Raw genomic sequence first — 22,847 nt, forward strand, 5'->3', positions numbered from 1 at the left:
GTGACTAAAAACCGCATTGGCTGTATGTCTTTATTCTCTTGTCTCGCATCTCTTGTCTGTTAAAAAACTGGAATTCCGTTGACGGTCGTGTATTTGAAACTTAATTTCTGGCTTGGATAGACGTATTTGAACGCGCTCTGGCACATCAGGGCGGCTTCGTGAAAACCGCACAGAATCAGTTTCAGCTTGCCGGGATACGTGTTGATATCGCCGATGGCGTATAGGCGTTCTACGTTCGTGGAATAGTCGGTCGTATCGACCTCAATCGCCGACTTGTCGATCTGGAGTCCCCAGTCGGCGATGGGTCCGAGTTTGGGCGTCAGGCCGAACAGCGGAATCAGGTGGTCGGTGGCCAGGTTCGTCACGGTTTTGTCTTTGGCCGTAATCGCAATTTCCTGCAAATGCCCGTTGCCGGAAACCCGGCTGATGTTCGATTGCAGAATCAGGTTGATCCGGCCTTCGTTGGCCAGTTCGAACACTTTTTCGGCGGAATCGGGCGCGCCCCGGAAACTGTCACTGCGGTGAATCAGCGTCACTTCTTTGGCAATGTTGGCCAGAAAAACCGTCCAGTCGAGGGCCGAATCGCCCCCGCCCGCCAGCACCACCCGGCGGTCGCGCAGCAGTTCCGGATTTTTGATCATGTATGCAACGCCTTTGCCTTCAAAGGCTTCCAGTCCTTCAATTTCCGGCTTTCGGGGTTCGAAACAACCGAGTCCGCCCGCAATCACCACCACCTGGCAATGCACGACGGTTTGCTCGTTGGTCGTGATGTAAAACGAGCCATCGGCCTGGCGCTCAAGGTTTTCCACGCGCTCGCCCAGCGTGAACGTCGGATGAAACGGCGCAATCTGTTCCATCAGATTATCCACCAGTTCCTGCGCATTGACGGCCGGAAAACCGGGAATGTCATAAATCGGCTTCTGCGGGTAAATCTCGGATAACTGGCCGCCCACCTGCGGCAGCGCGTCGATCAGATGACAACGCATCTTTAATAAACCGGCTTCAAAAACGGCAAACAGCCCAACGGGGCCTGCGCCAATAATGCCTATATCTGTCGTGATCATGGTTTGGTCTTCGTGGTTGGTAAGCCGCTCTTTGAACAGCCGCTGCAAAGGTAGCCGCCAAAACCGCTAAAGGTCATAACAAAAGGTATGATAAATCAGAATATGGTATAAGAACAAGGAATAGTTGGGCGATTCTTTATATGGATTGAGTAAGTGGTCATGTGTTGACGTATAAAGCCTCTTTTTTGTCGGAAAATGCGACAGACCGAACCGCCGGAATGCTCCAATTTTGTACCCATAGTTGAACGCTATCTATACACACAGTAAACAACAGCAAATCATGAAAAATCGAATTCCTGTCGCGATTCAGTTCGCGAAAAATCCTGCCTGGGTAACGACCATATTGACCAAGCGCGCCTTTGCCATTCTTCTTTCGGCTACTTTTCTGGTCGCAGGTTGTAAAAAAGACGATGTAGATCCCGCACCGAATCCTCCGGTCAATACGCTGACGGCCAATGCCGGTGCCGATCAGGAAGTTCAGGTGGGCGAAACCGTTAAACTGGATGGCAGTGCCTCCGTCGACACCAAAGGCGCTCCGCTGACGTATCAATGGACAATTGCTACCAAACCGGCCAAAAGCACGGCGGCTATCACCGCTGCTACGACGGTCAAACCAACCTTCGTTCCTGATGAAGTCGGTGATTATGAGCTGGAACTGACGGTTTCGAACGCCAACGGAAGCAGCAAGGACAAAGTAAAAATTGCCGCATCGGTCGCGCAGCCGATTGTGCTCGACAAAAATATCACGGTTAAAACCGTATTGACCGACCGGATTTCCAACCCGGATTATCCGGATTATATCGTTCCAAAAAGCCTGGTTGTAACCAACGAATTGACCATCAACCCCGGCGTGGTGATTGCCTTCGAACGGGATACGCGGCTGGATATCAACGATGGCGGTGGGCTGATCATCGCCAAAGGAACGGCGGATAAGAAAATCCGCTTCATTGGGGTCGAAAAAACCAAAGGTTTCTGGGTCGGTATCATGATCTATTCGGGCAGCAACGCCAACGTACTGGAAAACATTGAAGTAATGCACGCCGGTAGCCGGACCATCATCAGTTCGACTAAAGCCGGGATGGCCCTGTTCGGTGGTGGAAAAGCCCAGATTGCGCTGAAAAACAGCCTATTCTCGCAAAACGATGGCTACGGCCTGCTGGTACAGGAAGGGGCCATTCTGCGCGAATTTGAAGCCAATACCTTCACCAAAAATACCGAAGCCGGAATTCAGGTTGATCCGGCCAACGTCATCAAACTGGATGCTGCTTCGGCCTTTACGGGAGAAAATGGCCGGAATGTGGTGGAAGTAAAAGGGTATTATTTACGGGAAGGTGGCGACGTTACCTGGGGCGGTTTCAAAGACAAAACGCCGTACCGTTTGACGGGTGACTTTGCGGTCGAAACCGGCCTGACGCTGAGTCCCGGTGTGACGATTGAAGGCGCCCGCGACATCGTGATGATGATCAACTCCAAAGGCTACCTGATTGCCAAAGGGACGGCTACCGACAAAGTAACCTTCACGGGTGCTGACCGGACGGGTGCTACCTGGAAAGGCCTGATGATTTATTCGGTTAACTCACGAAATGTCATCGAAAATGCAGAAATTAGCAACGGCGGTAGTATTGCGATCGTTTCGGGTAAAAAAGCCAATCTGGCCCTGTACGGCGGCAACCTGTCCATCAAAAATACAACGATCTCGAATAGTGGCGGTTACGGAATTTTTGTAAGTTACAGTTCGAAACTGAACGCTGATGCCACAACCGCCAACACGTTCAAATCCAACGCCCAGGACAACGTCCTGTTGGAAAAATAAGCAATAAAGACTTTGAGATTAAGGGTTTAGGGATAATACGTACAGCCCGGTACTGCTAGTGCCGGGCTGTTTTTTGTATTTAAAACGAGCTGTCCAGTAACGTTTGAACCAGATGTTTATGGTTTTTTCCGATCGGCAGCTTTTTTCCGTTCTTCAGCGTGATCGTACTTCCTTCGATAAACTGCAAGAACCGCTTGTTCAGCAGGAAAGATTTATGAATGCGGACAAAAGTGTCGGCCGGCAGTTGACTTTCAAAACTGGTCAGGGTTCGGGGCGTCAGTAAGAAGCCGGTTTCGCGCCAGACCTTCACGTAATTGCCCAGGCTTTCGAGGTAATAAATCTCATCCAGATGAACCAGAACCTGTTTTTTGTCGGACTTGATGTACAATTGGGGCGAAACGGGTGGAACCGCTGACAACGACGCCGGTTTTTGCTGGGAACGCTCCGCCAGTGCCCGGTTGACGGCTTTCAAAAACCGGTCGAAGCGAAATGGTTTCAGGAGGTAATCGGTTACATCCAGATCGTACCCTTCCAGCGCGTATTCTTCGTAGGCCGATGTAATGATGACCGGCGGTTTTTGAATCAGCGTTTTTAGCAGTTCCAAGCCGGTTAGCCGGGGCATGCGGATGTCCAGAAATAGCAAATCGACCGGGTTTCGACTCAGAAATTCCAGTGCTTCCGTCGCCCGGTAACAGTGTCCGCAAATTTCCAGAAAGGGGACTTCTTCGGCGTAGGCCAGAATGACTTCGTGCGCCAGCGGTTCATCGTCAATAATCAGACAACGCATTTTCATGAGAACGTCAGCGTTAGGTCGACCCGAAACCGTTGCTCTTCGGCATTGATGAGAAGCTCGTGCCGGTTCGGATACAACAGTTGCAACCGTCTTTTCAGGTTCTGAAGCCCAATGCCGGTCCGGGAACTTTCCGGCGGCTCCAACGAATTTATACAACGAATATAAAGCTGCCGGGAATCCGATTTGATCATCAGGTGCAAAAAAGCCGGATCGTGCGCGGGTTCAATGCCGTGTTTGAACGCATTTTCCACCAAAACAATCAGCAGGAGGGGCGGAACAGGCTGTTGGTCGTCGGCGATTTCCTGGTCAAACCGGATGTCGGCCCGTTGCCGGAGACGAATTTGCTGCAAATAGAGGTAATCCTTGATGTAATCGATTTCCTGCCGGATGGTAACCTGTCGTTCCTGCCCTTTGTCAATGACGTAGCGCATCAATTCGGACAGTTTCAGAATGCTTTCCGGTGCCTGATCCGACTTCTGCAGGCTGAGGGCGTAGAGGTTATTGAGCGTATTGAAAAAGAAATGCGGATTGAGCTGCTGCTTCAACAAATCCAGCTCGGTTTCGGCTTTTTCCTTCTCCAGCGCCACAATCCGGCTGTTTTGGTTGAACCACTGCAGCGCCAGCACCACCGGCAGGCTCACCAGCATAATCGTCAGAGCCGCAAATGCATTTTCGAGCTGGAACGGATTGCTGGAGAAAAAACCGCCCAGCCGGTCGTTGACGGGCAGCGCCAGTAACCCCTGAGCTACCAGCGGATACAACAACGCAATCGTCGCCAGCACGCTCAGGGCGTAAAAAATCAGCCCCTTTTGTTTCAATACGTGCGAAACCAGTAACTGGCTGTTCACGTAAAAAAACAGATAACCGCTTAGGTACATCAGCAGAAATTGCAGCGTAAAAAACAGAAATGTGCCGAAATGCCGGGCGATTTGGCCGAAATCCAGCACAAAAGCAATCAATAACTGCTCCTTCGTGTCGTAGGTGGGATTGCCCATGCTCGAAACCGCCATGGCCGCCAGCGTGACGGAAATCAGCGTTATGCTGGCCATAATGGCTTTTTCCAGCCCAAACTTTTGCAGCCATCTTCGTCGCCTTACCTGTTTCTGAACGTAGTCGGCGCTTTCCAGCAACAGTTCCAGCAGAAACGCATAAAATCCGGCAATAACAAATAACGAATTGGGTAAGTCGAAGGGCGTTGTGTAGGCGAAAATTACGGTGCCAAGAGGGAGGTAAACCGCAAAACAGGCCAGCCAACGTTGCCCATAAGCGCGCGTCGAAAGCTGTTGTTTCCAGACCGGTTTATACCAGGCAACGACCAGAACCGGCAGAAGTAAAAGGCTGACTGTCAGGAGTGACTGGAGATAGGTGACCCAGGTGGTCGGACGATTGGTCAGCGAATTGCCAATACTGATCCCGCTCGCCAGCCCGAAAAAAAGCCAGGGTTCCGGATGTCGCAGCAACCGTTCGGGTTTGAAAATGAAGGTGTTCGAAGTCATTGAAAGGGTTAAGAAAGAGGGCGGTCGCGACATCCGCAAATCAAAATGACGAACGGATCGAAGTCCGTGACCAACGTCGCCGAATTTCTGAAATCAGCCCGGTCGCGTCGTTCGTCACGATCGTCAGTTCGTTGCTCATTTAAACCCGCCGATTCATTTACCAGGCACTACTTTTCGACTCATTTTCATCCGACAACGCCATGAACACGAGTCGATTGCAACTAAAACAGGTCAGCAAACAGTACGCCAACGGTGTCAAGGCGCTGGATGCGGTTTCGCTGGACATTCCGAACGGGTTATTTGGCTTGTTAGGCCCGAACGGCGCCGGGAAATCGTCGTTGATGCGAACCCTGGCGACGCTGCAACAACCCGACGCCGGAACGGTTTTGTTCGATGGCCTTGACATTCACCAGCATCCGCAGCAAGTAAGGAGCCAGCTGGGCTACCTGCCGCAGGATTTTGGCGTGTACCCCAACATTTCCGCACGAGAACTACTTGACCACCTGGCCATTCTGAAAGGACTGCTGAACAAAGCCGAACGGCGCGAACAGGTCGATGCGCTGCTGCAACAAACCCATCTCTATGCCGTTCGAAAACGCGCGGTGAGCACATTTTCGGGCGGGATGCAGCAACGGTTTGGCATTGCGCAGGCTTTGCTGGGAAACCCCCAGTTGATCATCGTTGACGAACCGACGGCTGGGCTCGATCCCGAAGAACGAAATCATTTCCACGATTTGCTGAGCGAAATCGGGGAAGAAGTCGTCATCATTCTTTCCACGCACCTTGTCGAAGATGTGTACGAATTGTGTCCGCAACTGGCGGTGATGGCTGCGGGAAAAATCATTGCCCAGGGCAGTCCAACGCAGTTGACGGCAGCTTTGCAGGGTCGGGTCTGGAGTAAAACGATTGAAAAACAAACGTTGGCCGCCTACCAGTCGGCCTATACGGTTTTATCGACCCGGTTATTTTCGGGTAAAAAACAGGTGCTGGTACTTGCCGATGCGTGTCCCGAACCCGGTTTTGAACCCTTTTATCCGGGGCTGGAAGAGGTTTATTTTTCGGTCTTGATGGAAACCAAACGAGCATAAAAAGCGACATTATGTTACCCTTGCTACTTCGCTTCGAAAGCCGCTACCACAGCCGCCAACTCTCCCTTCGAGCCGCATCACTGCTTTTTTTTCTCTTTGGAATGCTTTGCGTGCAGGGCGGTTTCGGGGGCGATGCGGTCTACACCAATGCGCCGTACGTGATCAGCGTGCTGGTCGGTCTGCTGTCGCTGTTCTCGATTCTGGTCAGCACCCTGCTTTGCGCCAACGTCGTGCTGCGCGACACTACCTACCGGATGGATGCGCTCGTCGGAACCAGTTCCGTACAGCGGTTTTCGTACTTCATTTCCCGGTTTTTCGGCTTGTTTGGAGCGGTTTTTAGCTTACTGGTGCTGGCGGTTGCGGGCCTGCTGGCGGGCAGTTTTCTGGCTGATCCGGTTCGGCAGGGGCCGTTTCACCTGACTCACTACCTTTGGCCGCTGCTGGTTTTCGGGTTGCCCAATCTGTTTTTTGCCGTGAGTTTGATTTTTACCACGGCCCTCCTCAGCCGGAGCGCGCGGGCGGTTTACGTGATGGGCGTGTTGTTGTATGTCTTGTATCTGCTCGGTTCCGTCCTGGGCGATTCACCGTTGATGGCCGGTTCAACCATCCGCGACCAGCCGGGTTGGTTGCCGTTCCTGATTGATCCGTTCGGTCTGGCTCCGCTTTTTCAGGAAACCCGTTTTTGGTCGGTGGGCCAGCGCAACCACCAGCTTTTTCCGGTTGGCATTTTGTTCGGAATAAACCGGTTTTTGTGGAGCGGAATATCCCTGCTCGTACTGCTGATCGGATACCGCCGGTTTTCGTTCGGCGAACCGCAACCATTCCGGTCGAAAAAAGTAAAACCGGAGCCTCTTGCCGGAAACCCGATCCCGTACCGCCGGTTTCGGGTAACGACCGGAAGCCTATGGCATACCTGGACGGCGTTGCTATCCCAATGGAAACAGGAATCGAAGGCGGTTTTTGGACAATTTCCGGTTTGGATAATGCTCGTTTTGTGGGTGTTTCTGATGGGGATGGAGGTGAAAGACAACGTGCGCTACGGCTGGTTCGGGATGGTGACTTATCCGGACACGGGTATAATTGTCGAGTATCTTCGCTCGATCCGGCCCGCGATGCTGCTGATCATTTTCTGGAGTGCCGAACTGGTCTGGCGCGAACGATCGGCGCAACGACAAACCCTGATCGGCAGTGCATCGGTTCATCCGGTGGTTTTTGTTGGGGCAAAACTGGGTGCGCTGGCTTTGTTAGTTGTGCTGATTATCAGCTTGAATATCGGTATTGGATTGGTTTTTCAGTGGACGTTGGGGTATTTTCCTGCCGAATGGCTGGTTTATCTTTCGCTCTATTACTACAGCGGGCTGCCCTTGTTCCTATTCGCGGTGCTGGTGGTGTTGATCCAGACGGTAAGCTCCAATAAATACCTGGGCATGTTGCTTTCGATGGTGGTTGCGGGTGTGTTGGTCTTCAGTCGGCGGTTGGGTCTGGAACATTACCTGCTGCGGTATGCCGTTGTGCCGGAATTGAATTATTCGTCGATGAATGGGTTCGGTCATTATGCGTCCGCTTTCGATGGGTACATGATTTACTGGTCATGCTGTGCGGTTTTACTGGGATTATTGGCTGCCGGTTTCTGGCCAACCCGTTTGCAACTCAGCCCGTGGCAGCGCGTCAAAGCGGTGGGTCGGCAATGGGGAAAAACCGGCCGGTGGGTGTTTGCGGGCTTTGCTCTGCTCTGGATTCTGGTGGGCGGAATGATTTTTTACCAGACTAATGTCATCGGCACGTATCGCAGCAAAACCGCCTGGCAGGACTGGCAAATTCAGTATGAAAAGAAATACAAACGGTTGGAGTCGTTCGATCAGCCGGTTATTACGGCGGTGAAATTGCAGGTGGACATTTTGCCGGAAAACCGTCGCTACCGCGTGAAAGGCATGTATCGGCTTCAGAATAAATCAGCGGTTCCCATCAACCAGATCTGGCTGGGGGTTGATCCGGACGTGTCGACGGTGCAACTGGAAGTGGCTGGTTTTCAGACCCAAATGCATGATCCGGTTTTTAACCAGTATCGGTTTGATTTGAAAAAACCGCTGTTGCCGGGCGCGACGCTGACGTTGCGGTTTTCGGAAGAGATTGTACGGACCGGTTCTATGCCGTTCAACTCCGAAAATTCGGTGGTCGAAAACGGTTCGTACATCGAACTGGACAAATATGTGCCTTTTCCGGGCTACAACGCCCGGCTGGAAGTGGAAGATGAAACGGTTCGCAGAAAAGCGGGTTTGGGAAAACCGACGATTGTGAAACCCACGACCGATTTCCACCGGATTGATCTGGAAACCACCGTTTCGACAGCGGCCGATCAGCAGGTCGTGACGGTGGGAACGCTCCAAAAATCGTGGATACGCGGTAATCGACGCTATTTTCACTATCAAACGAGCCAGCCCGTTGCGTTTCAGTTTGCCCTGAGCTCGGCGCGGTATGCGGAATTGAAAGAAGTGTATAAAGGTGTTACGTTGCGGATTTATTACCATTCGGGGCAAACTGCCAACGTTCCGGTGATGATGCAGGCCCTGAAAGATGCGCTGGATTATGGCAACCGGCAGTTTGGTCGCTACCCATTCCCGCAATTGACGCTGGCCGAAATACCGCAGTACAAGGGCTCGGCCACGGCCTATCCGGGAGTGATTTTCAGCAGGGAACGTCTCAATTTCCGGATCGATGTCCGGGACCCGAAACGAGTCAATTATGCCTATGCAACGGCAGCGCACGAAGTGGCGCATCAGTGGTGGGCGCTTCAGTTGAAGCCCGTCGATGGGCCTGGTTATCAATTATTGACGGAATCACTGGCGAAATATTCGGAAGCGATGATTTTGCAAAAACGGTACGGGAAAAGGCAGATGCGACCGTATTTTCTGGGTGATAAAAACTTCTATTTCGTGTTCCGGAACGAGTCGAAAACCGAGTTGCCGCTGGTGGTGACGGAGAATCAGAATTTTGCCAGTTACCAGAAAGGCGGGATGGTTTTGTACCGCATTCAGGAAGCCATGGGCGAGGAGCGGTTTAGCCGGGCGTTGCGTGGGCTGCTGGTCGAGCACGTGCGGTTGGGCACCAGGGCAAAACCGGAAGAGTTGATTCAGGCTTTGCAAAAAGAAGCTACGGAATCGCAAAACCGGTTGATCGATGAGAGCTTGCGGAAAGTGGTTACCAATGAGCTGGCTATTAAAGCTCTCCGTTGTAAACCCATTGAAAATAACCGATTTGCGCTTCAGTTGGAAGTTACGAATACCAAAACCGGGCAGCGAGCCGACGGAAAACTTATTAAGCTACCGCCTGATGACAACTGGGAAATTGCGGTTTTTGACCGGCCCGCAGCCGACTGGAACGCGGCCACCAAACCGGTTTATTCCCAAAAACACCACTTTACAAAATCCCGAACGATCCTGAATCTAACGGTTGATCGAAAACCGAAAACCGTCGTGATCGATCCGGATGGCTACGCGCTGGACGAAAATACCGACAACAATGTGCAGGAACTGAAAGATTAGCAGGAAAGCGACCAACCAGGGTACGCCAGCTATGTATTGGATTCTACCCGTTGTTCATTGCGGGTAGCTTTTCCGGTTTTCGGAGCGCAATTTCGGATTATGAAAATCATCACACTGACCAACTGGGCGCTCATCGGCTGTTATGCGGTTTTAATGGCGTACTCCGCGCTGACACTCAATCAATCTGGCACCGATGCCGCCGGGCGGGGAGTGGCCGCGGGCTATCTGTTTGTGGGCGGTATGCTGCTGGTGGCGGTTTTGGGTCTAAATATACTGCCGTTTCAGTTGACAAAAATTGTGGTTCTGGTCGCCCTGCTCGTTCCACTCCTGTTCGGAATCCGGGAAGCGATCGTTCACTATACTAACAGGCAACAGGCTGGGAAAGCGGATGAAAACCGTTGGAATGGTTCGTATTATTTCACCGATCCGAACCAGTTGCGCATGGCCGAAGCCATCGGGGCCAATGACATTCCGAAGTTACAAACGCTGCTGGCGCAGCCCCGGATGCTGAACGAAAGCGGGGAAAATCACACGACCTTGCTCGATTTTGCGGCCCTTCGTGCGGCAGCCTCCGAGGATTCGGTGAGCCGGACGGAGTCGCTGGAACTGCTGATGGCCCACGGGGCTACGTTCGAAACCGCCGACCCGCTGCATACCCCGACACACGTCCTGGTGGCCCGGCAGGGTTCGGCCACCCTGCTGGAATGGTTTCTGAAAAAAGGCGCCAATCCCAACGCAAAACACCTTCAAAATCAGGATATTCCGGTTTTGTTCGTGGTCATGGATTATCCGAAAGACCGTCTGGAAAAGGTAAAATTGTTGCTTGAATACGGCGCTGATCCGAACGCCATCTATCCAGCCGCCGACTACGGCTGGCTGGCCGGTCACCCGGCGCTGCTGGCTGCGGCCCGTCAGGAATTGTGGGATGTATGTCAAATTTTGCTGGAACACGGCGCCGATGCATCGGTAGTTGGACCTCAGAACAGGGGGTTCCGGGAATTGATTGCCCAAAGCGAAAAAATGTATGCGGAGGCCGGTTCGCCCCCCGCCACTTTTGTTGCCCTGCAAAAAAGTATGGCCAATTTGCCAACCCGGAAACCTTGACGAACAAGCAATTACGCTTTGGGCTTCGGGATAAATTGTGGGCTATACGATAAGATTCATAAAACAATTGCAACTACTTCAACGTCCTAAGGGTCATAGTACCAAACTGAGGGGAGCGCATGCAGTGGTAGGCAACTGGTTTTCTGAGTATCCGATTCACTTCTCAACGGCGTGAAAAACAAGATGTTAGAACGACCGGCGTGGCAAAATAAGCCGCTTGCGTGAAGCTATCCCGAATAAAAAACAACCTGAATGGATAGTTTGACTGCGTACGACAAGTATTTAGCCCGGGTGGTGATGATTGCGTTTTTTTTGCCTAACCGGCTGCAGATTTTTGTTTTGATGGGGATTTTTCTGTTTTGGGTAATCCGGGATAACTTCTTCAATAAAAACCGCCATTTTCGGCCCTACGGTGGGGCTTTGTTTTTGGGCAGTATTTACCTGCTCTACGCAGCTCATCTCCCGTTTACTGACCCGGCCCACCGCTCCGACGTTCTTTTTGATTTGGAACAGAAGGCCAGTCTGATGGTGGCACCCTTTGCGCTCCTTTTCATGCAACCCCAGACGCGGAAAACCATTTCGGGCGAATTGATTTACTTCGTATACGCCTGTTTTATCTCCTGTCTGGCGGGTAATCTGTTTTATCTGCTCAAATACGGCTGGCAGATCAACGGGCCGGAAGCCCACATTCAATACCGGCTTTATTTTACAGAAATCACGAGTTTCCATCCGACGTACATGGGCATTTACCTGTGTTTTGCTTCGGCGATTCTGCTGATTTCTCCGCAACACCGGCAACAATTGAAGGGCTGGAAACTGAGTGCCGTACTTTTCCCGTTGTTTCTGTTTTTGATGGCGTTGATGCCCAAAGCACCGGTTATTGCGCTTTTTGCCATTCTGTTGTACTATGGGTGGATCAACCGGGCGTACAAACAGCGGGTCGTTCCCATTCTGGCTGTCTTGCTGCTTTCGGTATCCGTAGCCTGCATTTCCATCCCTTTCAGTAGCCAGCGAATCGGGGAGTTTTCGGCGTTGTTAACCGCCAAACCGAACGACAATCCGAATGCAAATTCGGTGCAGATGCGGCAGGTGATCTGGGCGGTCGATTTGGATGTGTTGAAACAGAACTGGCTGGCGGGTGTTGGCCCCGGCGGAATCGATCCGGCCCTGGAAGCCCGGTACAAGGATTATTCCCGAATGCTGCACGTAACGCTGGAACCGCACGATACCCACAACGAATACATCAATCAATGGCTTTGTTTTGGGCTGCTTGGCATCGGATTACTCATTGTTATTCTGGGGATTCAGTTTGCTAATGCCGCCCGCCGTCGGGATCATCTCTACGCGATTCTGCTGCTGATTTTTGTGATTACTTTCTTTACCGAAAATGTACTTTCGGCGCAACGCGGGGTGGTTTTTTATTCCTTTTTTACCTCCCTGTTCTTCCTGACCGGGATGAAGCTCCCGCCGAATCGGGTAGAACCGGAAGTCATTAGAACGCAGGAACGGGAACCGGAATTAGTTGCTGAAATCATTGGCTAAGGAAAATAGTTAAGATTATGAGTTAAGAATTAAACGCGTCAGCCAATTCTTAACTCATAACTCGTAACTCAAAAAATGACAGTACGTTTAGCTTTGTCAACCGACATTTCGGCTTTGTTGCAATTGATCCGGCGCGTGGTGCCGCTGATGCAGGCCGTCGGAAATTTTCAGTGGGATGATCAGTATCCGAACGCTGCGGTTTTTGAAAAAGACATTGCGCAGGGCCAGCTTTGGGTGGCCGACCTGGACGGGCAACTGGTTGGAGTTGCGGCCATTACAACCGATCAGGAGCCGGAATATGCGCAGGTCGGTTGGGATTTGAGCGAAACCGCCATTGTCGTTCATCGGCTGGCGGTCGATCCGGCGGTTCGCGGGCGGGGTGTGGCGGCCCGGTTGCTGGCGCAGGCCGACGAGGTGGCCCGGCAACGCGGCATTCAAGTCCTTCGAATCGATACCAACACCCAAAACGAAGCCACACAACGGCTTTTCCCGAAAGTAGGTTACGTATTCGCTGGCGAAATCGGACTGGGATTCCGGCCCGGTTTGCGGTTTTATTGCTACGAGAAACGATTGACGGTTTGATAAACTCGTTATCAGCGCTTTTCCAATCGCGAGCAACAACGAGAATTATTCTCTGCTTTACGACACCATTCCAAACCGTATCCTATTTTTACCGGAAAAAGTAACGAATGGGACGGTTTCTGCTTCCAATTACCCTTTTTCTACTGACAGCCATTATGGCTTTTCTGCCGGTTCGGAACGTGAAAAGCCGGAAAGATGCGCGCCCTAACATCGTTCTGATTGTGGCCGATGATCACGGGCGCGAAGCCGTCGGCTGTTACGGAAATCCGGTTGTCAAAACGCCCCACATCGACCAGTTAGCCGCCGAAGGAACGCGGTTTTCCAACGCATTTTGTACCACGGCCAGTTGCAGCCCCAGTCGGTCGGTACTGTTGACGGGCTTGCACAACCACGCCAACGGTATGTACGGGCTGGAGCATCGCGAACACCATTTTAGCTCGTTCGATACGGTGCGAACGCTGCCGGTCCAACTCGCCAAAGCCGGGTACCGAACAGCCCGGATCGGTAAATTCCACGTTGCCCCCGAGTCGGCGTATCATTTTCAGCAGGTGCTTCAGGCCGGTGGCACCAACCATCCGGCGTCGATTGGCCGCAGCCCGGTTGCGATGGCAGATTTGTGCTACCCGCTGTTTTCGGAGACGTCCGACAAGCCATTTTTTCTCTATTTCGCCACCGATGACCCGCACCGCAGCAATGCCGTCGCACCCGACGGATCACCGGTTTTTACGAGCGATCAGGCCAATCGGTTTGGTAACAGGCCCGGCGGCTATCCGCAGGTTCACGATGTTTTTTACCAGCCGTTTCAGGTTAAAGTGCCACCTTATTTGCCCGACACCCGTGCGGCCCGGCAGGAATTGGCGCAGTATTACGAATCGATCAGTCGGCTGGATCAGGGCGTGGAACGACTGGTGGCGTTGCTGAAAGAAACCGGTCAGTATGACAATACGATTATTGTCTATTTGTCGGACAACGGGGCGCCGTTCCCCGGCTCAAAAACGACTTTGTACGAACCGGGCATGAAATTGCCGCTGATCGTTAAACTACCCAAACGGCAAAAACCGGGTTTTGTGCAGGATGCGATGGTGTCGTGGGTGGATCTGATGCCAACACTCCTGGATTTCGCCGGTGCGTTATCGGACACGATTTATCGGCAGGGGCGGAGTTTCAAGACCATCGTGGAGCAGGAAAACGTGACGGGCTGGGATGAAGTCTACGCGTCGCATTCGCTGCACGAAGTAACGATGTATTATCCGATGCGGGTGCTGCGCGAACGGCGTTACAAGCTCATTTTCAACATTGCGCATTTGTTGCCTTTTCCGATGGCGCTCGATCTGTACCAGTCGTTTACGTGGCAGGATGTTCGCAAAACCGGTCGGAAGCTGTACGGCAAACGGACAGTAGAAGCCTACCTGCATCGTCCGCGCTTCGAATTATACGATCTGCAAAACGACCCCGACGAAATACATAACCTCGCCGGAGAACCCAACCACCAAGCGGTTTTGAAACGGATGCAGGGGAAGTTAAAGCGGTTTCAGCAGCAGACGAAAGATCAGTGGGTGAGTAAGTGGGACTTTGAGTGAAACGCACAAAAATCCGTCTCTGTTTTGTAGTTTTGAGAAAACCGCCACACTAGTATGCCTGAAATCAGCCGTTTTTTGGTATTATCATTTACATGTACGCCAAAGATCATTTGCTCCCTCATTTTCATGCGGAATACAATGGCGAAGAGGCTATATTTTCCATCGAAACCGGGAATACAATCAAAGGTGAAATACCCCGAAAGCAAGCTCGTCTGGTACAAGCTTGGGTTGAACTTCATCGGGATGAACTGATGGATAATTACAATTTGTTACAGGAAGAAATGGGTAGTTTTAAAAAGATTAAACCGCTGGAATGATGCTGCCGCGCATTAAACAAATCCTGTTGATTGAACCTTACAAAGTAATTTGTTTGTGGAATACGGGCGAGGTGCGGGAAGTCGATTTACAAACTGCTATTAATGAATCGAAACCGCAGAGTCCGGTGGCAAAGCTGGTTGATAAACAGTTGTTTAAGCAAGTGAAAACCGATGGGCGAACACTCTATTGGGATGATCTGTTAACAATGATTGATTACGATGGTAGTCGTAAACCGGCACCTTTGGATTTTGACCCGGACGTGATGTATGAGCGAAGCCGGTTAATTGCATGAATAATGTAAAACCGTACTATCCAACAATTGCCTTTAGCGTCAGCGCGTTTCGCACGGCGTTTCCTCCGCCGTCGTTGTTGAAATACACGTAAACTTCTTTGTCCATTGCGACCCATTCCCGAATGCGGTCGGCCCACCAGTGGAGGTCGGCGTCGGAATACGAACCACCGTATAAATGCTGCCGATCGGGGCCGTGCATCCGAACGTACACAAACGGGGCGGTGGCCCGCAGAATGCAGGGCAGGTTGGCCCCACTCATGATGCAATAAGCCGCCTGGTGTTTTTCCAGCAGTCGAAACGTCGCTTCGTTGTGCCAGCTGTGGTGCCGAAATTCGACAGTAATCTGTAACCAGTCGGGAACCTGCTCCAGAAAATACGCCAACCGTTCGTAGTCGTAGACCAGGTGCGGAGAGAGTTGTACCAGCAAAACCGCCCGTTTTTCGCGTAAGGTGTGCCAGCAGGTTTTGATCCGTTCGAGCCAGGCTTCCGGGGCGTAGAGTTTCCTGGCGTGTGTCAGTCCCCGGGGAGCTTTGACGGTCAGCCGAAAACCGCCGGGTAAGCGACTGCGCCAACCCGCAAAAGTGCTGAGTTGGGGCCAGCGGTAAAAACTGCTGTTGAGCTCGACGGTTTGGAATTGCTGGACGTAATACGCCAGCCGATCATGCACCGCCGTATGATGCGGATACAAAACGCCCTCCCAATGGCCGTAACTCCAACCTGATGTGCCGATGTGGATACGCATACTGTTCCTGACATCTGCAAAACTGGTATGGGGCGGTTTTGTTCACCGCGCCTGGTACGGTCCATGAACGGCTTTGACCCGAAACGATTCGTCATTGTCGTCCAGAATAATGACTCGGTAACTGTCTCCGCCCGGATCAACCCGCACCAGCACATGCCCCGAATCGCTTTTCAGGCGGTTGAGCAACTCGCCGATCACCAATTTGTTCGCTTCCAGCATGTTGGTGGCAAAAACATCGCGGTCGCCGGGGTAAACCTGTTGCGAGTAGATGCGGGCCAGTACGTCGTGGCCCGGATGGTCGGACGACCAGACCGGAATCACCAGCACACGGGGGCGCAGGCTGCCCAGCAGAAACCCGTTCTGTGAATCGCGGTTGCCGTGGTGATCGAGCAATTGAACCTCCACCGGCCCCACGACCTGCGCCACCGGCGTTTCCACATCGTGCCACGTCGGCTGGCCGAATTGCAACACGCCGGGAATATCTCCGCCCGAAAAATAATCGAATTTACCGTAGCTCAACCGCAGGGCCATGCTGCACATGTTTTCACTGGGATACTGGTTTTGGGGCAGTGATTTCAGTTCCGGAAAATGCTGGCGGGTGACGGAGCCAACTCCCGTCCAGATTTCACCGTTGACCGCCAGATTCCGGATTTCGAATTTATCCTTGTACTTTGCCGGCTGCTTCAACAACTGAATCTGGTCGTTACGCCCGGCCTGAAGCCGCTCCACTTTCAGGCCCTTGTTCTGGATTTGCCAATTGATAAACTGGCGGTAATTCGTCACCAGCGGAAAAGGATCGCCCGAAATGGGGTAATTGTAATCGGGCCAGGCGCGGTCGATGATCTTGCGAACGGGAATGTGTTCGGCCACTTCGGTAACGCCGGTCAGCACGTAATCACCCGCCGGAGCTTTTTTAGACGTTTTCGACGGTGCGCCCATGTGGTCGTCGTGGAAGTGCGTCATGATGGCATAATCGATGGCCGGATCGGTGCGGAAACTGAGGGCTTTGCGGGCATAGCGCGCAATCCACTCCCCGGCATGGCGGTCGCCGTTGGGTTTGGCGGGTGTGTTGCGCGGGCTCATCGTTCGCGGATCGGTCGGGTCGAGTTCCCCCGCGTCGATCAAAACCGTGGTGCCGTCGGGCAGAATCAGAAACGCCGAGTTGCCGCGACCGGTGTTGATCTGGTGGATGTCGAGATTCCCTTCCTGCCACACCGGCAGCGGCTGCCCAACCTGCTGGGCGTGAGCAACAAAGGCATTTCCGAAAACGAGTAAGCAGGCGAGTACGCAGAGCCGTTTCATAAGGAGAGAGGATGGGCAGCTAAAAACCGGATAAACTTAGTCAATTCAATGGATTCGATCCAAATTCCGGGATAAAGGTAATGTTAAGTTATGGCTTCCGGCGAAGGCGAACGAAGTCGTCAACACAAAATAGAGTGGTTTGGCCACAAACCTGAGGGCGTTTCCCACACGCGTTTGGAAATGGAATTTTACCCTGGTTTTTTTGAACCACCACTAGCAATCGATCCGTTGTATGAAACTCATTTTTTTACTGGCACTTCTGGCCACCTATCCGGTTTGGGGACAATCGGATGATTCAACCGCCACACCGGCAATTCCTCCGAAAAGCAATTTCCGGTCCAGCTGGATTATGGAACCCGGTTTTGCGTACGCCATCACGTCACTCCCGACGATGCGGGGTTACTTTCGAACTAATCAGATTAAGGTTGATAATAGCCCGGACCGGGTGGCGCTGGCTTCGTTTGCGTATCGTCGGCAGCGGTTTAAGGTAGCGTTGCAGGCGTTTTTTGCCATTGACAAAAGTCTGCTGCCACCTGATAAAAAAGGTAACTCGTTGTTCGCCCGGCGCCAGAATATGAGCGGAGTCACTTTTCTGCTGGGCTATGATGTGGCAAATACGCGCAACAAACGGGTTTTTATCAATGCCGGTTTGGGAAGCCTACACTATGAATACAGTATTTTTCGAGCCACCAATCAATCAGTTTCGTTTCAGAATTTGCTCCAGTATAGCCCGCCGGGGAGTGTGCCGTCGCTGATTCAGACCACCGGTTTTTGGGATGTAAATGTGGAGGTTGTTCAGCGGGAAAAGCGTCCCAATACCTTTCAATGGGTGAGTCGCTTCGGTTACCGGCGCAGTTTTCAACGTACGCCCTGGCGGTCCGACGCCTTTGAACTGACGGATGCCCCGAAGGAGCGGATGGGCCAGTTTTACCTCCAGATTGGCGTGTATATTTCCCGCAATTTTTCGGGTCGCCAAAAACCATGAAAACGCTCCTGATCAGTCTGTTGGTGCTGGTTTTTTGGCAACATGCGGATGGTCAGCCCGCTCAAACCGAACCCGCGCAACTGATTATCTACCGCGAAAAGGAGTTTCTTTCGGGACTGGGTACGGCCTACGCTTTTAAAATCAATGGCCAAAAAGCCGCTGAATTGTCGCCCAACCGCTATGTGCAGCTGCCCGTAACGCCCGGCCGGATTAAAATTGAGTTTTACAGTGATTATTTTACCGATAGTCGTCCGCTTTGGTTAAAGGTAGAGGCCGGTCAAACTTATTACGTCAAAACCGTGGTGGAAGTCGATTTTTTGAGTTCGGTCATGCTCATGGCGCTCGTTGAATCCCAACAGGCCCGCAAGGAGCTTCGCCGGATGAAACCCGAAAATGCCAATTCAAACCGGAACCCGAGTAAAACACCCGAGTGAATGAGGAAACGAGCTGTGTTTTTATCCCGATCCGGACTCTTGCTGGCGGGCGCATTGACCGCCCTGCTGACGTATTGGGCGTGGCGTCTGTACGAAATGGTTGGCCCGCAACTGGATCAGGAATTGCCCGATCTGGGGAGCCTGCTGCGGTATTTGCTGGGGCTGTTGTTTCTGCTTTTCTGCATTGGGTTACTGGCGCAGCTCAATTACCGGCTGGCCTTCCGCCGGTGGATGCATGCGGATAAAAGCAAACCATATTACTGGAGCTGGCTGTGTTTTTTTGCGTGGTTGCTGTTCGAGATTTTGCAGGTACGCACGGATCAGGAACCGGCTTTCGTGGACGAAAACATGCTGGTTACCAGCCTGTTGATCGGTTTTATCACGCTATACGGTTTTATTGCCGATACACTGCAAACCCGACGGCAGCAACAACAGCTCATTCAGCAAAAAACCGAAGCTGAACTGACGGCGCTGAAGGCTCAGATCAATCCTCATTTTCTGTTCAATGCGCTGAATACCATTTACAACGAAGCCCAGCAATCGGACAATGAATCGGTGGCGGATCGGATTGAACAACTGGCCAGTATTTTGCGGTTTACGCTCCAGGAATCGACGCGCCCGGTCATTTCCATCGAACAGGAGTTTCAGTTTCTGGAACAGTACCTGGCCCTGCAACGCGCCCGGCTGCCCCAACTGGATTCACTGCAGCTACGGACGCAACTGGATTGGGATGGTCAGCCCGCGCTCCTGGCCCCGCTGCTCCTGATTCCGTTTGTAGAAAACATGTTTCAGTACGGCGTCAGTGTGATTCATCCCACGGAGCTGGAATTGGAGGTGATCGTCGAAAACCGCCAGCTCCGGATGCGCGTTACCAATACGCTGGGAACAAATAGCGATACAAAAACCGGCTCCGGAACGGGTATCAAAAACGCCCGGAAACGCCTGGCATTGCTGTATCCGAACCGGCATGAACTGCGCATCGGGCAAACTGATCAGATTTACAGCGTTACGTTACGGATTGATTTATAGAATCTTATGCTTCGAGCCATTGCCATTGACGACGAACCCGCAGCGCTGGAGGTGTTGAGCCGGTATGCCGACAAAGTGCCCTTTCTGGATCTGGTTCAGACATTCATGAACACGACCGACGCCCTGAATTACCTGCACACGCAACGGGTCGATCTGCTATTTCTGGACATTCGGATGCCGGATCTAACGGGGACGGATTTTGCCCAGGTCATCGCTCCGCTGCAGAAACCGGTGATTTTTACGACCGCCTACGCCGATTATGCGCTGGAAGGGTTTGCCCTGAATGCGCTCGATTATTTGCTCAAACCGATTGCGTTCAGCCGGTTTTTACAGAGTTGTAACCGGGCCTATACCCGGCATTTGCAGCAGCAGGGCGAGTCGTCGAGCATTTTCGTAAAGGACGGCTACGACTGGGTGCGGGTGAATCTGGGCGAGGTACTGTACATCCATTCGGACACCAATCTGCTTTTTATTCACGAACAAAACCGGCAGGTCAGCACGCGCATGACGCTGGCGGAGATGGTGGGGATACTGCCCGCCGACCAGTTTATCCGGGTTCATAAATCGTACGTCGTGGCGCTAAAGGCCATTCGCAAACTGGAGCGCCATCAGGTGACGGTGGGCACCATCGCCATCCCGCTGGCCACCACCTACCGCCAAATGCTGGAACAGCGGTTATTGGGGAAATGAGAACTTTAAGAGGTTGTTTCGCGGAGTTGAGCGGAGAAGCGCAGAGTTAAGCGGAGTTTGTTATAAATTTCTCCGCTTAACTCTGCGCTTCTCCGCTCAACTCCGCGAAACAATCCTCTATTGCTGATAAATCCGCACGTAATCCACTTCAAACCGCGCCGGGAATTTCGTGGTGGCCGGATCACCGCCGTTTTGCCCGCCAATGGCGAGGTTCAGGAGGATATAGTGCGGCTGGTGAAACGGATTTTTGCCACTGCCGTCGCCATTCACGGTTTTCGACAGATCGACCGTGCTAAGGAGTTGATCATCAATATATAATTTGATGAAGGTTGAATCCCAATCCATTCGCCAGACGTGAAATTTCTCCGCCCACTTCGGATCATTAAACTCGGTGACCGGTTTTTTGGTCGTGCTCCACGCTGCAACGTTTTTCTTGTCCGTGCCCCAGGCCGCATTGGCCAGCAACATGCCCCGGTAATATTCCATGATGTCGATTTCGCCGTTGGAAGGCCACGGGCCCGCAACGCCCAGCGTCCAGAAAGCGGGCCACAGGCCGGGCCGAATGTCGATGCGCCCCCGCATCTCAAACCGTCCGTATTGCCACTGGTGCAACCCTCGGGTGTTCAGGCTGGAGGAGGTATAGTGGATGGAATCGCGGCTGGTTTTCCAGTTGGTACTGCCGGGTTGGTAAGTGGGATTCGGGCGGTTTTCCCGCCGACTTTCAATAATCAGAAAACCGTTCTCGCAACGGGCGTTGTCGGGCTGGTACCACTGATGCTCGTTATTGCGGACAAAACCGGTTTCGAACTTCCACTTTGCCGGGTCGGGCGGGCCGGGCGTGTTGAATTCGTCGGACCAGACCAGTTTCCAGTCGGCACTTGGCGGAATCGGTTGACTGGCAAATAACCCAAGCAGCAGGTAAAAAAGCAGGTTCATCACTGAGCGGTTTTAGGAATAGAACGGTAAATGTAGCCGTTCGCGGCCGGTTTGAAAAATACGGTTTTTGCTTGTGACCACCGCACCAGAAAGATTATAAACCGGTGATCTAACCGAACGGGGCTGTCGTCGGTTATACTACCGTCAACGGTTTTTATGGCATTGATAATGAGCGGTAAGTCTGACGGATTGAGACGGTTTAAAGGAATTGCAATGGGACTCATGGTTGCACTGGCCGGGCTTCCTGCATCAGCGTTCGCTCAGTCGGAACCGGATACCACCCGAAAAGAAATTAAGGTTTTAGGCATTTCGCTGGATACGCTTCTGAAGGTTCGTCCGCCCAAAGTGGACACCAATTATATTGCCAGCTATTACTCTCATTTACACCTCCGTTTACTCGCGCAGGGTCACGATTATTTCCTGCAACTCATTGGCAAACAGGATCATCTGACTTATAAGCCCAACGGGGCGTCGTCGTTTGGCGTGGGAGTGAGTTACTCGTGGCTGAGCGTGGAATTGACCACCAAAGTGCCGTATGCGAACCAAAATTTACAGGCATCGCGGGGTAAAACGAAGCAGTTTGGCACCAGTTTGAGTTACAACGGCCGCCGGGTCTGGTTCAACACCAGTTATCAGTCCTACCGGGGATTATACCTCAACAACCCCGAAATTCTCGAAAAAGATTGGTTTACGACGCATTTTGAATACCCGCAACGTCCTGATTTAGTGAGTCGAACGTGGTATAGCTCGCTCTATTACTGTTTCAATCACCGGCAGTTTTCCAATCCGGCATCACTCATGCAGCGCGAGCGCCAGAAGAAAAGCGCGGGCTCTTTTCTGGTGGGAGCGACGCTGATTTATACGCAGATCAAAGGCGATTCGTCCCTGTTTCCGCGCGTTGTCCGGCCCCTGTTTCCGACCGACGCCGACCTGATCGACTACCGGTCGTTTAGTTACAGTCTCAACGCCGGGTATATCCGGACTTTCGTGTTTCGAAACTATTTTTTTACCACGCTGTTGGTCAGACCCGGTGTTTCACTTCACAACGCAACCAGCGTATCCGCGGGCGCAGAGACCCATTCACTGCCCATTCGGGTTGGGCTTCAGGGCGATTCGCGAATAACGGTGGGCTACAACAACGGGCGGTATTTTGCGGGTGCTTCGTATGCCGTGGTTTTTCTCTCCGGAAACCTGGAAGGGGCCAACATTCTGCGCAGCTACAATACGGATATTCGGCTGGTGATCGGGATGCATTTTCCATTCAAACCTAAAGGTCTTCTTCATAAATTACCCGGTTTTTGAAAAGGGCTTTTTTTACGGAATCAAGCTGATTTTTGTCGGATTATTCGGATGTAAATTCCGACGGAACGGCGATAGTCCACCAATTTTTTACGGATTTGTCCCCATTTTTTTAAAACCCAAACTAACTTTTTCAGGTTTTACTTGCTTGAATAGGAGCCCATTTTTACCTTATAAGTTCGTTTATAGCTAAGCCTTCTGCAAAACTTAAGATTA

The 22,847-nt window shown here is 52.2% G+C and carries 20 protein-coding genes; 14 read left to right on the plus strand and 6 right to left on the minus strand.

Annotation, left to right across the window (positions count from 1 at the left end; translation table 11 throughout):
• Window positions 1-59 precede the first annotated feature (59 nt).
• Window positions 60-1,064, minus strand: coding sequence for an NAD(P)/FAD-dependent oxidoreductase (locus tag EHT25_RS25085; protein ID WP_124877937.1), 1,005 nt, complete (start codon window positions 1,062-1,064; stop codon window positions 60-62).
• Between the two features lie 280 nt (window positions 1,065-1,344).
• Here EHT25_RS25085 and EHT25_RS25090 point away from each other — a divergent pair, with 280 nt between their 5' ends.
• On the plus strand, window positions 1,345-2,877 hold the full coding sequence (locus tag EHT25_RS25090; RefSeq protein ID WP_124877938.1) for a right-handed parallel beta-helix repeat-containing protein: 1,533 nt from the start codon (window positions 1,345-1,347) through the stop codon (window positions 2,875-2,877).
• A 79-nt stretch (window positions 2,878-2,956) separates the two neighbouring features.
• Here the strand turns inward: EHT25_RS25090 and EHT25_RS25095 are convergent, their stop codons facing one another.
• Together EHT25_RS25095 and EHT25_RS25100 are read right to left on the minus strand one after the other, a co-directional pair.
• Window positions 2,957-3,670, minus strand: a complete 714-nt coding sequence (locus EHT25_RS25095; protein WP_124877939.1) for a LytR/AlgR family response regulator transcription factor — start codon at window positions 3,668-3,670, stop codon at window positions 2,957-2,959.
• Window positions 3,667-5,166, minus strand: coding sequence for a sensor histidine kinase (locus EHT25_RS25100; protein WP_185731483.1), 1,500 nt, complete (start codon window positions 5,164-5,166; stop codon window positions 3,667-3,669). Before EHT25_RS25100 ends, EHT25_RS25095 begins: the two co-directional genes overlap by 4 nt.
• A 200-nt stretch (window positions 5,167-5,366) precedes the next feature.
• Here EHT25_RS25100 and EHT25_RS25105 point away from each other — a divergent pair, with 200 nt between their 5' ends.
• The 8 genes from EHT25_RS25105 (at window position 5,367) to EHT25_RS25140 (ending at window position 15,214) form a co-directional block, all read left to right on the plus strand.
• Complete coding sequence (locus tag EHT25_RS25105) at window positions 5,367-6,254, plus strand: ABC transporter ATP-binding protein (protein WP_124877941.1); 888 nt, start codon at window positions 5,367-5,369, stop codon at window positions 6,252-6,254.
• Window positions 6,255-6,265: 11 nt separating this feature from the next.
• On the plus strand, window positions 6,266-9,796 hold the full coding sequence (locus EHT25_RS25110) for an ABC transporter permease/M1 family aminopeptidase (RefSeq protein ID WP_124877942.1): 3,531 nt from the start codon (window positions 6,266-6,268) through the stop codon (window positions 9,794-9,796).
• A 99-nt stretch (window positions 9,797-9,895) separates the two neighbouring features.
• Complete coding sequence (locus EHT25_RS25115; protein WP_124877943.1) at window positions 9,896-10,900, plus strand: ankyrin repeat domain-containing protein; 1,005 nt, start codon at window positions 9,896-9,898, stop codon at window positions 10,898-10,900.
• Between the two features lie 252 nt (window positions 10,901-11,152).
• Complete coding sequence (locus tag EHT25_RS25120; RefSeq protein WP_124877944.1) at window positions 11,153-12,442, plus strand: O-antigen ligase family protein; 1,290 nt, start codon at window positions 11,153-11,155, stop codon at window positions 12,440-12,442.
• A gap of 75 nt (window positions 12,443-12,517) precedes the next feature.
• On the plus strand, window positions 12,518-13,024 hold the full coding sequence (locus tag EHT25_RS25125; RefSeq protein WP_124877945.1) for a GNAT family N-acetyltransferase: 507 nt from the start codon (window positions 12,518-12,520) through the stop codon (window positions 13,022-13,024).
• A 107-nt stretch (window positions 13,025-13,131) separates the two neighbouring features.
• Window positions 13,132-14,604 (plus strand): sulfatase family protein, encoded by a 1,473-nt coding sequence (locus EHT25_RS25130; RefSeq protein WP_124877946.1) that lies wholly within the window; start codon window positions 13,132-13,134, stop codon window positions 14,602-14,604.
• Between the two features lie 92 nt (window positions 14,605-14,696).
• Complete coding sequence (locus EHT25_RS25135; protein WP_124877947.1) at window positions 14,697-14,921, plus strand: DUF4160 domain-containing protein; 225 nt, start codon at window positions 14,697-14,699, stop codon at window positions 14,919-14,921.
• Window positions 14,918-15,214: a DUF2442 domain-containing protein gene (locus EHT25_RS25140; RefSeq protein ID WP_229311791.1), complete on the plus strand. Its 297-nt coding sequence runs from the start codon at window positions 14,918-14,920 to the stop codon at window positions 15,212-15,214. The genes EHT25_RS25135 and EHT25_RS25140 overlap by 4 nt, the downstream gene beginning before the upstream one ends.
• A 16-nt stretch (window positions 15,215-15,230) precedes the next feature.
• Here EHT25_RS25140 and EHT25_RS25145 read toward each other — a convergent pair whose 3' ends face one another.
• Together EHT25_RS25145 and EHT25_RS25150 are read right to left on the minus strand one after the other, a co-directional pair.
• Window positions 15,231-15,956, minus strand: coding sequence for a DUF72 domain-containing protein (locus tag EHT25_RS25145; RefSeq protein ID WP_124877948.1), 726 nt, complete (start codon window positions 15,954-15,956; stop codon window positions 15,231-15,233).
• A gap of 42 nt (window positions 15,957-15,998) precedes the next feature.
• Window positions 15,999-17,258, minus strand: coding sequence for a ComEC/Rec2 family competence protein (locus EHT25_RS25150; RefSeq protein ID WP_124877949.1), 1,260 nt, complete (start codon window positions 17,256-17,258; stop codon window positions 15,999-16,001).
• Between the two features lie 232 nt (window positions 17,259-17,490).
• On the opposite strand from EHT25_RS25150, the gene EHT25_RS25155 reads away from it, so the two are divergent.
• The 4 genes from EHT25_RS25155 to EHT25_RS25170 are packed head-to-tail and all read left to right on the plus strand — an operon-like array spanning window position 17,491 to window position 20,396.
• Entirely contained in the window at window positions 17,491-18,243 is a 753-nt protein-coding gene (locus EHT25_RS25155; protein ID WP_124877950.1) for a hypothetical protein, read from the plus strand.
• Complete coding sequence (locus tag EHT25_RS25160; RefSeq protein WP_124877951.1) at window positions 18,240-18,677, plus strand: DUF2846 domain-containing protein; 438 nt, start codon at window positions 18,240-18,242, stop codon at window positions 18,675-18,677. Before EHT25_RS25155 ends, EHT25_RS25160 begins: the two co-directional genes overlap by 4 nt.
• Window positions 18,678-19,706: a sensor histidine kinase gene (locus tag EHT25_RS25165; RefSeq protein ID WP_124877952.1), complete on the plus strand. Its 1,029-nt coding sequence runs from the start codon at window positions 18,678-18,680 to the stop codon at window positions 19,704-19,706.
• A gap of 6 nt (window positions 19,707-19,712) precedes the next feature.
• The gene (locus EHT25_RS25170; protein WP_124877953.1) at window positions 19,713-20,396 is read left to right on the plus strand and encodes a LytR/AlgR family response regulator transcription factor; all 684 of its coding nucleotides are present in this window, start codon (window positions 19,713-19,715) and stop codon (window positions 20,394-20,396) included.
• A 117-nt stretch (window positions 20,397-20,513) separates the two neighbouring features.
• Here the strand turns inward: EHT25_RS25170 and EHT25_RS25175 are convergent, their stop codons facing one another.
• Window positions 20,514-21,332, minus strand: coding sequence for a glycoside hydrolase family 16 protein (locus tag EHT25_RS25175; protein ID WP_124877954.1), 819 nt, complete (start codon window positions 21,330-21,332; stop codon window positions 20,514-20,516).
• A 213-nt stretch (window positions 21,333-21,545) separates the two neighbouring features.
• Between EHT25_RS25175 and EHT25_RS25180 the strand changes: the two genes are divergently transcribed.
• A complete protein-coding gene (locus EHT25_RS25180) occupies window positions 21,546-22,634 on the plus strand; it encodes a DUF4421 family protein (RefSeq protein WP_185731484.1) in 1,089 nt (362 codons plus the stop codon).
• The last annotated feature ends 213 nt before the right edge of the window (window positions 22,635-22,847 follow it).

The organism is Larkinella rosea, from assembly GCF_003858635.1.
In the GTDB taxonomy this organism is placed as follows: domain Bacteria; phylum Bacteroidota; class Bacteroidia; order Cytophagales; family Spirosomataceae; genus Larkinella; species Larkinella rosea.